Origin of the sequence: Acidaminococcus nyctereutis (assembly GCF_052216985.1) — a bacterium.
GTDB lineage: Bacteria > Bacillota > Negativicutes > Acidaminococcales > Acidaminococcaceae > Acidaminococcus > Acidaminococcus fermentans_A.
Window position 1 is genome coordinate 89,744 of sequence record NZ_JBQOUY010000001.1, and the last position, 13,374, is coordinate 103,117.

Sequence of the window (13,374 nt, forward strand, 5' to 3'; positions counted from 1 at the left end):
GATTTTCATTCCTCCATTTTAGTAAACACTTGTTCTGCAGTCGGCTTGTTGGTGATGGCCGGCCGTTTGTCGGCTTCCGGGACAAGGGTGGGCTTGCCCGGTTTTTTGTCGATGTAGGAGCCTACCAAGGCGGCAAACTCCTTTTTGCCCACCACTTTTTCGGCTTGGGCCAGGGTCAGGGGCACCCGGTTGTACAGCATGGCCTCCTCCGTCCCATGATCCATCAGGACTTTAAAGGCGGCTTCCTGGTCCGTAAAGGCCCGGCTGCCTCGCCCCTCTACTGCTTTCCAGCCGGGGACCTCCTTGCCGTCCAGACAGAGGGTCAGGCCAAACTCTTGCATATCCTCGGCCCAGGCCTTAAGCAGTTTGGCGGCTTTGAGGTACCGCCCCAGGTCCTCGGGGGTCATCAGCCTTGGGTCCGAATGGGCCTTGGCGTCCTTGGCCATGGCGGCAAAGTACTCCGCTCGGGCCTTGCACTGCTGTTTTGCCCGGCAGAACCGGCACCAGTCTCCCGGCTCAAAATGCCCCTGCTCCCCTGCCGCCTCCTGGGCTGCCGGTTTGACCACCTTGTCCGCCCAGTCCAGGAGCTCCTGGTAAGGCATCTCGTCGGTGCTGTAGTTGCCCAGCCGGGGTTGGATGATGGTCATCCGTACCGTCCGGATTCGCCACAGCATCTTGTAGAGTTCTGCCGCCCCCAGGGCATACAGTCTCATCTGCGGATTGCCATGGGCGTCCACCTCTACTCCCTTGCCGTACTTAAAGTCCACGATGTGGAGGATGTCGTCCCCCACCACAATGCAGTCGGCTGTCCCGAACCCCCCGGGCACCCAGGCGGAAAAGTCCACCCGCTGCTCACAGGCCACATGGGGCTTGTGAGGATAGGCCAGGATGATGGCCTTGACCCGGTCCAGGTAGTCGTCGGTGTAGCCGTCCATCTCCTTTTGGTACTCCGGCTCTTTTTTGAGCTTGTTGAGTCGCCTGGTGTAGGTGGATTTGCCCATGGGCTCCACGGCAAACTTGCGCAGCTTTAACTCGCAGATGGCGTGGGCCAGGGTCCCCTCTTTGGCGTAGGCGCTGGTAGTGTCCGGGAAGTCCCTCTCCAGCTTGGGTGACCCGGTGCAGTGCATCCACCGGGCTGCCCCAGAGGCAGAGAGGAGGGCATGGGCTGTCATAAGGCCGCCCCTAGGGCCCGCAGATCAACAGCCACATTGCCGTACTGATCCTCGGGGATGTCGGTAAAGCTCTTGACACCATACTTGGCCGTCAGTGCGGACAGCTCCTGGAATTTACCCTGATCCATCAGCGGCGCTGCTGCCGTCAGCAGGTCGTTGAGGCTATAGGTCCGTGCCGGAGCCGTGGGCACTACTGGTGCAGGCTGAGGAGTAGGTGCGGGAGCCGGGGTTTGCTGTACCACCGGAGCCGGAGGGAACAAAGCCCCGGTCTGCTGCACGCTGGCGGCTTTTGGTGCAGCCTGCTGCGGTTGTGCAGCGAGAGCCGGTGCGGTAGTCGGTTTGGTTGCCGGGGCTTTGACCATCGGAGCTACTGCCCCGTCGATGGCATCCAGGCTCCGGACGACGGTGTCGACCAGACGGACCATATAGTCGTCACAGGTCAGCTTGATGTTGATGTTTAAATCCATGGTTTATCTCCTTTCGATTTGTGGTATAATCACAGTAGGTTTTCGATTTTTTTTTCGGCTGACCTGCTCTTATAAAAGGGCAGGTCATTTTTTGTCATCCCGAAGGGCGACCTCTATATCCTTTAGGGTCATCTCCCGGCCTTGGTCAAATTCCTCGTCGGACAGCCCCAGGTCCGTCGCCACCGATACCAGCATGGCCCAGAGTGCATGGCTGACAGTCAGTCGGCTCTCCCCTGCTTGCATTGCCTTGATCCCGGCCATCCCGGCCAGAGCGCTCGCCGCCTCCATACAGTCGTATGCATCGACGGTCTCATCAGCAGCCAGGACCATATCCCCGTCGTGTGGCTTGGACCAGCCCAGCTGGATGGTGTGCCTGAGCCCCACCATGTGCAGGGCATCAGCGGCCGTCCCGAGGGCCAGTATCTCCGCTTGATTTGCTTTCCTGATCATTTTTCCTCACCTCCTTTTGCGAGCATCTTTTCCAGTTCGCGGGCCCAGGGGAGCCCTGCGGTCCGCATCCCTCTGACGGCTATCGTAAGCAGGGTTTCGGCTAGGGTTTCCCGGTCGGTCTCTGTCTGCGCTTGTGAGGCTGCATGTTTGATCAGCTCGTCCGCACAGTCCAAAGCAACCCCGGGACGCATCTTAAACGAGACAGCGCCGGTTGGTGCACTATCGTCCTGCTTGGCAGCCAGGACGGCCCACTCATCAAAGCCGGCATCACTCAGTCCTTTGATGGCCCGGGATACCGCTCCGACCTCGGCTTTGTTTTTAAACACTCTCAGCATTTTTCCTCACCCCCTTTCAGTTCATCTTTTCCAGCTCAGCGGATTGGTCTTTACGATTGACGCGGTCCTCGATCTCTTTGGCCAGGGCGGGGTTGACCTCGGCCAGTGTTGCCTTAATGATTTTTGTCAGGTAGGCCAGCTGTTCTTTAGGGGCCTCCAGATGGGGCAGGACTTCCGAGAAAATGGTTCTGGCCGCGCAGGCGCTGAACCGTACGTCCATCCGCAGATCGGAGGCTACGCTCATGATCTTCCGGCTATCTCCGTCCTCCACAACATCCCTCGCTATGATGGCCCAGTAGGCAAATCCTGCTGCCTTTAGGGCATTCTTGGCTTTATCCAGGGCAGCCTTTTGGCGGGGCGTCGGCTTTTCCTCCCGCAGGAGGTCAAGATAGTTGTCATTCTTGGTCATGCTTCCTTCTCCTTTCCCGGTTGAGGTACGCCGCCATGGCGTCCGCCTCGCATCGGCAATGGTAGTCCTCTTTGTAGTAGTCCTTTAGGACCTTTGTGATCAGGACCTCCCGGAGCAGTCGGTACCGTCCTGTGGCAGGGTCCTTGACCACCTTCCAGGCCTTTTCCGTGATCCGGCAGTCAACTCCTGGCCGTGACAGATCCGTGGTTTGATCTCCAAAAAGATCCGCCATAAAAGGCTCTCTCTTTTCCTTGTCCATGGTCACGCCTCCGCTACCAGCTCAGGGCCGGCCTGCTTAAAGATGTCGTAGAGCATGGCCGCCGCGTTGTCCATGTGGACGTTGACCACGATTTCCGGTTTTGCGCTGTAACGGTTAAACATAATATGGACTGTCTCTGCATGAGGATCGTAGCTCAAAAACACATGGACATCAGCAGCGTTCAGGGCCGTTTCCAGATGACCCAGTACCCTGGCTTTTTGTTCGGTATCAATTTTCCGCAGTCGTGCCAGTTCTTTGTCTTTATCCATTTTTAATCACCTCTTTCAGACCCCTCGATAAACTCCAAATACTTGCGTAGTCGGTTATCGATTAGCAGACTCATCCAGCACTCGTGGCATTTATAATCATTTCCCCATTTTCCCGGATTGTTCATTGGGCACTCTTTAATGATTTCGATCATTGGCGCGAACTGAAGAGGGCACATTGTGTTGCTCCAGGCGATGACCATGTCTAGGTCATCGTCGCTAATGCCTTGGTTTTGCTTAACGTGGAGTGCCTTCCGGATACCGTCAAGCAGGTACTTTCGTCTTTCCCAGTTTTCCACGGCTCACCTCTTGTATCTGATCATGAGGACCTTCCCCGGCTGCAGGGTCCCCGGGTCGGCCACATCATTATCCACCCGGCAACGGTCGATGATGTCCCGGATGTCCTCTGAGCTATCCAGCTTGGAGCAGATGTCCCAGAGCGACTGCCCGGGCAGGACCACTCTGGCCACCGTATCGTACTCCGATGCCGGTCTCTCCGTCTGTGCTGTAAGGGCATCCGCCCCAGGGCTCAGTAGGGTCAGACCTGACACCACCAGCACGACGGCTGCGATTTTATCGGCTGTCCTCATCTTGATCACTCTCCTTTAGCTCCGGCACGTCTATGTCGTAAAAGCCATCGTCCATCATGTCCTGGACTTTTTGGCGCTTAGCCTGCAGGTCCGTCAGTGTGGATGTCAGCCCCAGCACGCTTGTACGGGGCAGGTCCCGGACCGCCTCCACCAGATCGTCGACGGCGTCCAAAAAGGCGTCATCGATAAGGTATCGTATCAACATCAGCTCTCCCTCCCTATCAGCCTGGCCAGGGGGATCCCGGTCTTGATCCCGATCCGGATCCATGTGGCCCTGCTTATCTTTTTGTGGCCCTTGACCACGTTTTGCCAGCCGGTCCGGCAGCGGTAGCCCAGCCAGTAGCCAAAGGCCGCCCGGGTCATGGCCTTGCGTCTCCGGAGCGCCTCCAGCTTGGTTACGGCCGTCCGCAGCTCTTTTTTGGACAGAGGCCACGGCACCTCCACCGGCTCCCGCAGGAGCGTCATGGGCGGCACCCCCAGTACATCTAAGAGTTTGTCCAGGGCCGCCGCTGGGATCTTGTGGATGTAGCCCATGATAAACTGCTGCAGGTAGTTTTCCGACATTCCCATCATCCGGCTGGCGGATACGTATGGGAGGCCTTGCTGGGCCAGGAGCCAGTCGGCGTTGGCCCGGATCCGGTCCCAGCGCTCCAGCTCGTCTGCTCGGTCTGTCATAGGCCCACCTCCACGGCCGCCTGGTTGGCGGCGATCACCAGCTGCCGGATCCGTCCCCGGAGCCGCTCGTTTTCGGCCCGCTCCCGGTCCAGGTCCGCTTTGAGCAGTCGGATCTGGCTGGGCCGCACATCCTGGTCCACCAGGTCAGCGCAGGCCAACACGTCCTTCCGGCTAAAGCGGATGCAGCCGGTGATCTTTTTGAGCCTGGGCAACGATCCGTCAGCCTCCATCTTGCGGATGGTGTCCACGGACAGCCCCAGGGCCTCAGCGGCCTCTTTGGTGCTGTAAGTCAGTCTCTCCATCTCAAAAGCTCTCCTTTCCCTCGGCCCCTACAGTCTCCTCATGAGCTTCCAGCCGCCCCAGACCTTGACGATCCGGTCGTCCGGCTCATGCCACAGACTGTACGCCCGGGCCGTCTCAGCATCTTTATAGTGCTTGAAGATGTGCCCATACCAGCAGGCGTTGTAGGCCTTGTAGTCGATGACCTTTCCTGTCATGCTTCCCGGCGGTAGTTCCGATTTTCTGAACTCAGCCGGCAAAAAAAATAGCTCCGGATCTCCCCGTCAGGAATGTGCAGCAGCTTGCAGGCCAGGTCGATTTCCGCCTGGCTGAAGTTGTTGACGTTGTTGAGCCGGGCAGAAAGCGCCGCAGAGCTCATGCCCATGGCCGCTGCAAAGGCTTCCTGGGTGCCAAAAATCTCTTTGATGCGGCCTTTCAGTTTGCTGTATTCGTAGGACATATAGCCTTTCACCCCCTTTCAGCTGTTCTGAAATTCTGAACTCATTATACAACAGGATTTTCAGCTATGCAATACTTTTTTCAGAAATTCTGAAAAAAATTCAGATTTTCATGGTATAATAGGAACATGAGAGGTGATGTATATGAAGAGATCTACCTTTGACCAACGATTTAAAGAGGCTCTGGCAATCCGCCGGATGACCCAGACCGAGCTCCACGAGCGGACCGGCATCAGCAAAGGCTCCATCAGTACCTATCTTAAAGGCACCTGGAAACCCAAGCAGGACAAAGTGGACCTGATCGCCCAGGCGCTCCGTGTGGACCCGGCCTGGCTGATGGGGTACGACGTGCCCATGGATGCCGGGGAGCCTGACTATATAGATGAGGACGAGGAGGATAGTCTGGATGACATCATCAGCGCCCTCCGGTCCAACGAGGACCTGCGGCTGCTGGCCCGCAAGGCCATCAAATCCAGCAATCAAAACATTAAAACCGCCACCAAGGTCTTATCCGCCCTGGACGGCGACGAGAAAGGAGATTGACCGATGGATCTAGACATCAAGCACCACTGTACGGAGGCCGCTATGGATACGTTGGCAGACCTGGGGATCACAGCCTTCCCCGTCTGCCTGCCGGACCTGGTCAGCCGGGTCCGGCACTCCATGGGGGTCCGGGTCTGCACCTACAGCAGGCTGGCCCAGCGTGCTGGCGTGGCTCCGGAGCAGCTCTCCCTGCGGCTCAACTCCGCAGACGCCGCCACGCTCCAGCTGAGCGGCCGCACGGTCGTGGCTTACAACGACTCCCAGGGGATTGTCCCGGGACGTAAGCGCTTTACGCTGGCACACGAGCTGGGGCACATCACTTTGGGACATTTTGATCAAGAGGCGTACTACCGGGAGCAGGGGCTGCTGACCCCTCCTGATGTGCAGCTTGAGATGGAGCGGGAGGCCGACTACTTTGCCAGTGTCTTTTTGGCCCCGCTGGAGGTGGCCATGGCCATCATTTGGCCCTACCGGATCAGTGTCTACAGTCTGTTTGCCCTGCTTCGGAGCGCCTTCCGGCTCAGTAAGGAGGCGGCCTACTACCGCTCCCGGGAGATCCTGGGCCGTGCCTCCCTGCTCCTGGCGCAGCCGGAGAGGGCAGAAAATTTTGATTCTTACGTCAATCACATCCGCGATCTCTATGATCAGCATGCCATGGACATCCTGACTGACCAGTACCGGCACGAGTACGATCAGACACAGACCCGCATCTGGGAGGCCAGAGGGGGCAAGGCTTATCTGCCCGTGCGTATGCTTGATCCTATGCGGCTGCAGGAGCCTTTGCGCCAGATGCAAAAGCTTTTCAAATATCATCAATAGGAGGAGATTATGATGACGAATACGATCAAAAAGGGACTGCTGGTGGCTATGGCCATCCTGATGCTGGTGGCCGCAGGCTGTGGGGACGATGACAAAAAGGCATCCGCCCCCGCCAAGCAGCCCAATGTGGTGACCGCAGAGGCCGGCACCCCGGAGGCCAAGATCCAGTCCAGCATAGCGGACGCCGTCAAGAGCTTTAAGGTGGATACAGCAGCCGTCTACCTGGAGCGTATCGAGATCAACAAAATCGACGACACCAAGTACAACGTCAACGTATGGGCCAAGTACACCGACGCCCCTACCGCGGGCCTGGCGGTAAAGGCTATGAAGCTCAAGGCCATCCCGGTCTTTGCCGGAGCCTTTAAGAGCGGCCAGCCTGTGGAGCGCGTGGCCTTTATCGTCAACGGCACCCTGGTCAACAAAAACAGCGGTAAGGAGTCCGAGGCCAAGATATTCCAGGAGGAGCTCCGGGCGGCCAAGGCTAAGGGTATCGACTGGAGCCAGCCGGAAAGTATTGATCCGGACTCCTTTGGTAAGCCCTGGATCCACCAGGCGTATCGTAACTAAATCAATTAAAATCATTTGATGATCATTTGATTTGTGAGTTAAATCGCGTTAAATCGAGTTAAAATGCGAGTTTTATCGAGTTAAAATCGTTTGAAACATAAAAAAAAACCTCACGGCAACGTGACTGCCGTGAGGGCTCTGCAAAACCTTACCCACTACCAGGGAGGCTGCACCTATATTGTATCACAGCCTCCCCTGGATTGACCAGCAAGGAGGCTGATTGTATGGATTATCATTTTAGCTACCGGACCAAAAACGGCAGCGTCTGCCTGATCTTGTCCTACAAGGTCGGCAAAAAATGGCGGCAAAAGACCCGTCAGGGCTTTAAGACCCAGAGAGAGGCCCGCCAGCATCAGGATGAGCTCCTGGAGGAGGTCAAAAAGACCGAGGGGCTGACCACGGATCCAACTCTACAGGACATCACTTTGAGGCAGTTTTGGGCGCTTTTTGCCAGGGATAAAAAGCGGGAGCTCTCCTGGAGCACCCTCAACGCATACCGCCACGGGCTGGATCTCTTTGGTGCTCTCTTGGATACACCGGTCCGGGAGCTGACTACCGCTGCCGTCGTCAACGCCCTCCAAGTGCCGGACCGGGCTCCTGCTACGCTCAACCTTGCCCTGGCGGCCCTCAAGACCGTCCTGGAGCACGCCCGCACCGTCTATAAGCTGATCCGCGTCAATCCCGCCCGGGAGGTGCGGAGTCTAAAGGCTAAGAAAAAGCACGCCATCCGGGCTTTTACGCGGCAGGAGGTTGATCAGCTGCTCACCCGGCTCAAGCCCCGCCCCTACTCCTGGCTCCTGTGCTTTTTGGCTGTCCGGACCGGGATGCGCCGGGGAGAGATACTTGGGCTTACCTGGGACGACGTGGACTGGACCCGGGGTACTCTTACGGTTAATAAGCAGTGGGCCAAAGCTCCCCAGGGCGGGTTTGCTTTTAAAACCTGCAAAACCCGCAACAGCTATAGGACCATCCACGCCTCCGCTGCCGTCCTCCAGGCTCTGACCAGATGGCGGCAGGAGCACCCTCTCTCCTTTGACGGTCGGATTCTGGGCGGCACCAGCACCTACAGTCTGATCTACTATACCAGCTACTACATCCGGGTCCACTATCCTGGCAGGTCCATCCACTCCCTCCGCCACACCTTTGCCACCCTTCTGCTCCAGGAGACCGGCGACGTCAACCTGGTGGCGGCCGTCCTGGGTGACACCGTGGCCACCGTGTCCAACATCTACCTGGACTACACCCAGGACGTGCGGGACCGGGCGGCAGATGGCATCGAAGCCATTTTTTAATTTTTGCCGTATTTTTGCCGTCTTACACAAAAACGGCTTAAAACCTAGAGTTTTAAGCTATTTACTCACAATAGTTTATTATACGATAAAAATATCGAAAAAGAAAGAGGGATGACGCTGCACGCTGCGCTCCCCCTCGTTCCCTGCCGTTATTTGGCTTTCAAGGCTTCCTGTTTGGCCAGTTCATCGCACCGCTCATTCAAAGAGATCCCCACATGACCTTTGACCCAGTGGAAGGTGACGGTATGGCTGCCATACAATCGATCCAGTTCCATCCAAAGTCCCTGGTTCAGCACCGGATTCCCGTCTGCCTTTTTCCAGCCTCTGCGTTTCCAGCCGGCTACCCACTGGGTGATCCCGTTCTTGAGATACTGGCTGTCCGTGTAGAGAGCCACCCGGGCTCCTTCCGGAGCAAAGGCCAGGGCCTCAATGGCAGCCGTCAGTTCCATCCGGTTGTTGGTGGTGGAGGGTTCCCCGCCGGACCGTTCTGTCACTTCCCCAGTGGCCGTCTTTTCCGCCACGAAAGCCCATCCCCCCGGTCCATCTGGGTTCCGCAGGCAGGATCCATCCGTATAGATCACATAATCTTCCTCTTCCAGGTTCCCTTCCTGGGCGGCCTGTTCCCTGGCTGCCTTCTTTCCTGCTGCCGTCCCGGGACAAGGGACAGTTGGCTTATTTCCGGCTGCATCATCGCCCTGGAGCCAGGCTTCTGCTTCCTCCTGGCTGGCGAATCCCTTGAAACGGGCTCCGGGAAATCCTGTCACCTGCTCCTGGCATTCTGCCCAGGTGCCGAACAAGCCGATTTTCCGTCCTTTGCGTACTGCGTAGCTTTTCTTTGCTGCCATCTGACTGTGCCTCCTGCTTATCTTTCCTTCTGGAAATATTGTATCATAGGATGAACAAATCCGTACAGGTGTTTTCCTCTGAGCATTTTTGCAGTCTGTGGTATAATACTTCCTAGTCCTATTGATAAAGGGGTCTTTTCTATGACAGAATGTTTGATTGTAGGCTTGGGAGGATTCATCGGGTCCGTCTGCCGGTATCTGATCGGCCTGGTCCCCCTGGAACACAGCAGCGGGTTCCCTCTCAAGACCTTTTCCATCAATATCATCGGTGCCTTCCTCATCGGCCTGGTGGCAGCCCTGGCTGCCCGGAACAGCCTCCATCCCCGGCTGGCCCTGTTCCTGAAGGTGGGCATCTGCGGCGGGTTCACTACCTTTTCTTCTTTTGCCTTGGAAAGCCAGCAGCTGGTGGATAAAGGAGCCCCGGTGACGGCGGCCCTGTACATGGTCCTGAGCCTGTTCTTCGGAGTCCTGGCTGCAGTCCTGGGCCAGAAGGTGATTTGATGGAACTCCAGCTGCCCCTTACAGAACGGCCCCAGCGGCTGAAGACTTTCCTCCAGAGCCGGGGCCTTTCCGGCACCTACTGGAAAAAGCTGAAAGCAGCCGGTGCCCTCCAGGTGAATGGAGAAACCGTCCAACAAGACCTGCTGCTCCAGCCCGGGTCCCGGATCCGCTGGGACTTCCTTCCGGAAGCCTGCACCCTGGAACCGGAAGAAAAGCTGCCTGCCATCTTGGAAGAAACGGAACTCTACTTGGCGGTGGACAAGCCGGCGGGTCTGGTGACCCACAATGCGGGAGCTGAACGGACCCCGGCTCTGAGCCGGCAGGTGGCCTGGTATTTCCGGCAGCAGGGGATCCCCAGTGCGGTCCATCCCGTTTCCCGGTTGGATCGGGAGACATCCGGAGTGGTCCTGTTCGCCAAGAATGCCTGTCTCCACCATATGCTGGCCCAAAGGAAGCTGGAAAAGACCTATCTGGGGATCACCCTGGGAGCCTGGAAAGAAAGTACCGGGCTCCTGGATGGGCCCATCGCCCGAAAACCCGGTTCCATCGTAGAACGGCAAGTCGCTCCCGGGGGGCTCCCGGCCAGGACCCGGTATCAGGTCCTGGCCGAAGAAGACGGTCTTTCCCTGGTCCTGTTCCGGCTGGAAACAGGCCGCACCCACCAGATCCGGGTCCATGCAGTGGCCGCCGGCCATCCCCTATTGGGGGACACCCTCTATGGGGCCCCCGGCGCACCGGGACGCCATTACCTCCATGCCTGGAAGATCCGGTTCCGAGAACCTTTCACGGAAAAAGAGGCAGAAATCACCGCTCCCCTCCCCCAGGATTTCCAGAGGGCTTGGGGGTGTCGTTCCAACATTCTCCCCATGTTGGGATGAGATATGATATAATGAAGAGCAAGAGAAATTCAAGGAGGTTTCAACATGCCATTTGTAACCACTAAAGAAATGTTCAAGAAAGCCTACGAAGGCCATTATGCCGTTGGTGCCTTCAACGTCAACAATATGGAAATCGTACAGGGGATCGTGGAAGCGGCCCAGGAAGAACAGTCTCCCCTGATCCTGCAGGTTTCTGCCGGTGCCCGGAAGTATGCCAAACACAACTACCTGCTCCACCTGGTGGAAGCAGCCATGGAAGATACGGGCCTGCCCATCGCCCTGCATCTGGACCACGGTGCAGATTTCGACATCTGCAAAGCCTGCGTGGACGGCGGATTCACTTCTGTGATGATCGACGGTTCCAAATATCCTTTTGAAGAAAATATCGAACTGACCAAACGGGTAGTGGACTATGCCCACAACAAAGGCGTGGTGGTAGAAGCTGAATTGGGGAAACTGGCCGGTGTGGAAGATGCTGTGAAAGTGAACACCAAAGACGCCACCTACACGGATCCGGACCAGGCCGTGGAATTCGTGGAACGGACCGGAGTGGATTCCCTGGCTATCGCCATCGGCACCAGCCATGGGGCCTATAAGTTCAAAGGCAAACCGGAACTGGATTTCCCCCGTCTGGAGAAGATCACCAACATGCTCCCTGGCTTCCCTCTGGTGCTCCATGGGGCTTCCACCGTCATCCCGGAATTCGTAGACGAATGCAACAAGTACGGCGGCAAACTGGCCGGTGCCCAGGGCTGCCCGGAAGATATGCTGAAAAAAGCCGGCACCTACGGGGTCTGCAAGATCAACATCGATACGGACCTGCGGCTGGCCATGACTGCTTCCATCCGGAAGTACCTGTACGAGCATCCGGAGGATTTCGATCCCCGTTCCTACCTGGGTAAAGGCCGGGAAGCCATCAAAAAGATGGTAGCCCACAAGATGCGGGATGTACTGAATTCCTCCCATCGGCTGTAAAGAATCATAAAAGAAGGTGCTGCACACTACCGTGCCGCGCCTTCTTTTCTTTCAATATGACCGTAGAGGAACCTGTCGATCATCCCTTTTACCGTTTCTTCCATATTATCTACATCCAACACGCCCTGATTGCTCAGCATGAAGATGCTGAAATAGAAATTCTGGGTCATCACAGGCAAATCATAGATAGGCAGGAGATAGGAATCATCCATAGCTCTCTGGAAGATATCCCGGAGAATGACGATTTCTGAACGGATCAGTTCTGCATACCGGCGTTTTACGGAGATATCCTTTTCGGAAGGTTTCTTGCCCCAACGGACTTCCAGCCTCCAGTCCCGCTTTTCCTCGTCCCAAATCAGCCGCCACCCAGCCTGTTCATTGAGCAGCTCGAACAAGATGACGGCCCAAAGGGTCTCATTCTTGTGGAGAAAACGTAAAAAAGCAAAGATATAGGCCTGGAACTGGTCCCCAAACGCCTCACAGCTCTCCACTGCCTGCTGCAGGTCTTTCACTAGTTTCCGGTTCTTGGCTTCCACCAGGGTGTAGAACAGATTTTCCTTATTCTTATAATATTTGTAGACGGTCCCCTTGCCCGTATCCGCAATCTGGATGATCTCATCCAGGGTGGCTTGGGAATAGCCCTTATGGGAGAATACTTTTTCTGCTGCTTTTAGGATCCTTTTTTCTTTGGAAAGAGAAGAATTGATTTTCACCATACCTGCCTGTTCCTCCAACTTCGTACTGTCTTGTCATTTATTATATCATTTTTTTGCCATAATTTACTTCATTTTTCGCAAAATTACTGATTCACGTAAAAAAATCAAGTATATCGTTCAGCAATAGAGTACCATAATTTACAAAAATCAGCAAATCGACAGTATGCAAAAAGAGGCTGCTGCATACGCAACAGCCCCCTTTTTTTGAAGGAATCATTTTGCAAAATACCGAGCCAGCAGTCCGTCGAATACACGGCCGTGACGGGCTTCATCCTTGGCCATTTCATGGACCGTATCATGGATGGCATCGTAGCCCAGCTGTTTGGCCAGGGTAGCGATTTCTTTCTTGCCGGCGCAGGCCCCCTGTTCTGCAGCCGCCCGCATTTCCAAGTTCTTCTTGGTGCTGTCGGTGACCACTTCACCCAGCAGTTCGGCAAACTTGGCCGCATGTTCTGCTTCTTCGAAAGCGATCCGTTTGTAGGCTTCTGCCACTTCCGGATATCCTTCCCGGTCAGCCACCCGGCTCATAGCCAGGTACATCCCTACTTCGGAGCATTCGCCGGTGAAGTGCTGACGCAGGCCTTCCAGGACCCGTTCATCCACACCCTTGGCAACGCCTACCACATGTTCATCGGCGTATTCCTTTACGCCTTCCTTCAATTCATCGAATTTATCTTTCGGAGCACCGCACTGAGGGCACTTTTCCGGAGCTTCTTCCCCTTCGTACACATAACCGCACACTCTGCAAATGAACTTTTTCATAAGAAAGCCTCCCCTTGTTGACAGGCTCTTTCAGAGTATTGTTCTGAAAGAGCTACTTTTTAATAATTTTTATTAAAAACTCTTTACATAGTTTATTATAGCAGGTTTTATAGGAA

At 56.0% G+C, this 13,374-nt stretch carries 24 protein-coding genes; 7 read left to right on the forward strand and 17 right to left on the reverse strand.

The window, feature by feature from the left end:
• Nucleotides 1-5: 5 nt before the first annotated feature.
• The 14 genes from ACTUHY_RS00495 to ACTUHY_RS00560 all read right to left on the reverse strand — a co-directional run bounded on the left by ACTUHY_RS00495 (nt 6) and on the right by ACTUHY_RS00560 (nt 5,362).
• Complete coding sequence (locus tag ACTUHY_RS00495) at nt 6-1,172, reverse strand: DUF2800 domain-containing protein (RefSeq protein ID WP_442826167.1); 1,167 nt, start codon at nt 1,170-1,172, stop codon at nt 6-8.
• Complete coding sequence (locus tag ACTUHY_RS00500) at nt 1,169-1,639, reverse strand: hypothetical protein (RefSeq protein WP_442826168.1); 471 nt, start codon at nt 1,637-1,639, stop codon at nt 1,169-1,171. The genes ACTUHY_RS00495 and ACTUHY_RS00500 overlap by 4 nt, the downstream gene beginning before the upstream one ends.
• Nucleotides 1,640-1,723: 84 nt before the next feature.
• Nucleotides 1,724-2,026, reverse strand: coding sequence for a hypothetical protein (locus ACTUHY_RS00505; RefSeq protein ID WP_442826169.1), 303 nt, complete (start codon nt 2,024-2,026; stop codon nt 1,724-1,726).
• Between the two features lie 59 nt (nt 2,027-2,085).
• A complete protein-coding gene (locus tag ACTUHY_RS00510) occupies nt 2,086-2,424 on the reverse strand; it encodes a hypothetical protein (protein ID WP_442826170.1) in 339 nt (112 codons plus the stop codon).
• A 16-nt stretch (nt 2,425-2,440) separates the two neighbouring features.
• Nucleotides 2,441-2,833, reverse strand: coding sequence for a hypothetical protein (locus ACTUHY_RS00515; protein ID WP_442826171.1), 393 nt, complete (start codon nt 2,831-2,833; stop codon nt 2,441-2,443).
• Nucleotides 2,820-3,092, reverse strand: coding sequence for a hypothetical protein (locus ACTUHY_RS00520; protein WP_442826172.1), 273 nt, complete (start codon nt 3,090-3,092; stop codon nt 2,820-2,822). Before ACTUHY_RS00520 ends, ACTUHY_RS00515 begins: the two co-directional genes overlap by 14 nt.
• A gap of 2 nt (nt 3,093-3,094) precedes the next feature.
• Nucleotides 3,095-3,361, reverse strand: coding sequence for a hypothetical protein (locus tag ACTUHY_RS00525; protein ID WP_442826173.1), 267 nt, complete (start codon nt 3,359-3,361; stop codon nt 3,095-3,097).
• A gap of 2 nt (nt 3,362-3,363) precedes the next feature.
• Nucleotides 3,364-3,657: a hypothetical protein gene (locus tag ACTUHY_RS00530; protein WP_442826174.1), complete on the reverse strand. Its 294-nt coding sequence runs from the start codon at nt 3,655-3,657 to the stop codon at nt 3,364-3,366.
• A gap of 3 nt (nt 3,658-3,660) precedes the next feature.
• On the reverse strand, nt 3,661-3,948 hold the full coding sequence (locus ACTUHY_RS00535) for a LysM peptidoglycan-binding domain-containing protein (protein WP_442826175.1): 288 nt from the start codon (nt 3,946-3,948) through the stop codon (nt 3,661-3,663).
• Nucleotides 3,932-4,153 (reverse strand): hypothetical protein, encoded by a 222-nt coding sequence (locus tag ACTUHY_RS00540; RefSeq protein WP_442826176.1) that lies wholly within the window; start codon nt 4,151-4,153, stop codon nt 3,932-3,934. Before ACTUHY_RS00540 ends, ACTUHY_RS00535 begins: the two co-directional genes overlap by 17 nt.
• Nucleotides 4,153-4,623, reverse strand: a complete 471-nt coding sequence (locus tag ACTUHY_RS00545) for a hypothetical protein (protein WP_442826177.1) — start codon at nt 4,621-4,623, stop codon at nt 4,153-4,155. Before ACTUHY_RS00545 ends, ACTUHY_RS00540 begins: the two co-directional genes overlap by 1 nt.
• Nucleotides 4,620-4,925 (reverse strand): helix-turn-helix transcriptional regulator, encoded by a 306-nt coding sequence (locus ACTUHY_RS00550; protein ID WP_442826178.1) that lies wholly within the window; start codon nt 4,923-4,925, stop codon nt 4,620-4,622. Before ACTUHY_RS00550 ends, ACTUHY_RS00545 begins: the two co-directional genes overlap by 4 nt.
• A 27-nt stretch (nt 4,926-4,952) precedes the next feature.
• Nucleotides 4,953-5,120 (reverse strand): hypothetical protein, encoded by a 168-nt coding sequence (locus ACTUHY_RS00555; RefSeq protein ID WP_442826179.1) that lies wholly within the window; start codon nt 5,118-5,120, stop codon nt 4,953-4,955.
• A complete protein-coding gene (locus tag ACTUHY_RS00560; protein ID WP_442826180.1) occupies nt 5,117-5,362 on the reverse strand; it encodes a DUF739 family protein in 246 nt (81 codons plus the stop codon). The genes ACTUHY_RS00555 and ACTUHY_RS00560 overlap by 4 nt, the downstream gene beginning before the upstream one ends.
• Nucleotides 5,363-5,504: 142 nt before the next feature.
• Between ACTUHY_RS00560 and ACTUHY_RS00565 the strand changes: the two genes are divergently transcribed.
• From ACTUHY_RS00565 to ACTUHY_RS00580, 4 genes are all read left to right on the forward strand, one after another.
• Nucleotides 5,505-5,903 carry a helix-turn-helix domain-containing protein gene (locus ACTUHY_RS00565; protein WP_442826181.1) on the forward strand — a complete coding sequence of 133 codons (399 nt, stop codon included), beginning with the start codon at nt 5,505-5,507 and terminating at the stop codon, nt 5,901-5,903.
• A gap of 3 nt (nt 5,904-5,906) precedes the next feature.
• Complete coding sequence (locus ACTUHY_RS00570) at nt 5,907-6,722, forward strand: ImmA/IrrE family metallo-endopeptidase (protein WP_442826182.1); 816 nt, start codon at nt 5,907-5,909, stop codon at nt 6,720-6,722.
• Between the two features lie 12 nt (nt 6,723-6,734).
• Nucleotides 6,735-7,289, forward strand: coding sequence for a hypothetical protein (locus tag ACTUHY_RS00575; RefSeq protein ID WP_442826183.1), 555 nt, complete (start codon nt 6,735-6,737; stop codon nt 7,287-7,289).
• Nucleotides 7,290-7,513: 224 nt separating this feature from the next.
• Nucleotides 7,514-8,581 (forward strand): site-specific integrase, encoded by a 1,068-nt coding sequence (locus ACTUHY_RS00580; protein WP_442826184.1) that lies wholly within the window; start codon nt 7,514-7,516, stop codon nt 8,579-8,581.
• Nucleotides 8,582-8,730: 149 nt separating this feature from the next.
• On the opposite strand, the gene rnhA is transcribed toward ACTUHY_RS00580, so the two are convergent.
• On the reverse strand, nt 8,731-9,426 hold the full coding sequence (rnhA, locus tag ACTUHY_RS00585; protein ID WP_442826185.1) for a ribonuclease HI: 696 nt from the start codon (nt 9,424-9,426) through the stop codon (nt 8,731-8,733).
• A gap of 141 nt (nt 9,427-9,567) precedes the next feature.
• Here rnhA and crcB point away from each other — a divergent pair, with 141 nt between their 5' ends.
• From crcB to fba, 3 genes are read left to right on the forward strand one after another with little or no spacing between them, the layout of a single operon-like run.
• Nucleotides 9,568-9,927, forward strand: coding sequence for a fluoride efflux transporter CrcB (gene crcB / locus ACTUHY_RS00590; protein WP_278675633.1), 360 nt, complete (start codon nt 9,568-9,570; stop codon nt 9,925-9,927).
• Entirely contained in the window at nt 9,927-10,805 is an 879-nt protein-coding gene (locus tag ACTUHY_RS00595) for an RluA family pseudouridine synthase (RefSeq protein ID WP_442826186.1), read from the forward strand. Before crcB ends, ACTUHY_RS00595 begins: the two co-directional genes overlap by 1 nt.
• A gap of 45 nt (nt 10,806-10,850) precedes the next feature.
• On the forward strand, nt 10,851-11,780 hold the full coding sequence (gene fba / locus ACTUHY_RS00600) for a class II fructose-1,6-bisphosphate aldolase (protein WP_278675636.1): 930 nt from the start codon (nt 10,851-10,853) through the stop codon (nt 11,778-11,780).
• A gap of 26 nt (nt 11,781-11,806) precedes the next feature.
• Here the strand turns inward: fba and ACTUHY_RS00605 are convergent, their stop codons facing one another.
• Complete coding sequence (locus ACTUHY_RS00605) at nt 11,807-12,496, reverse strand: TetR/AcrR family transcriptional regulator (protein ID WP_442826187.1); 690 nt, start codon at nt 12,494-12,496, stop codon at nt 11,807-11,809.
• Nucleotides 12,497-12,709: 213 nt separating this feature from the next.
• Nucleotides 12,710-13,258, reverse strand: a complete 549-nt coding sequence (locus ACTUHY_RS00610; protein WP_012938354.1) for a ferritin family protein — start codon at nt 13,256-13,258, stop codon at nt 12,710-12,712.
• Between the last annotated feature and the right edge of the window lie 116 nt (nt 13,259-13,374).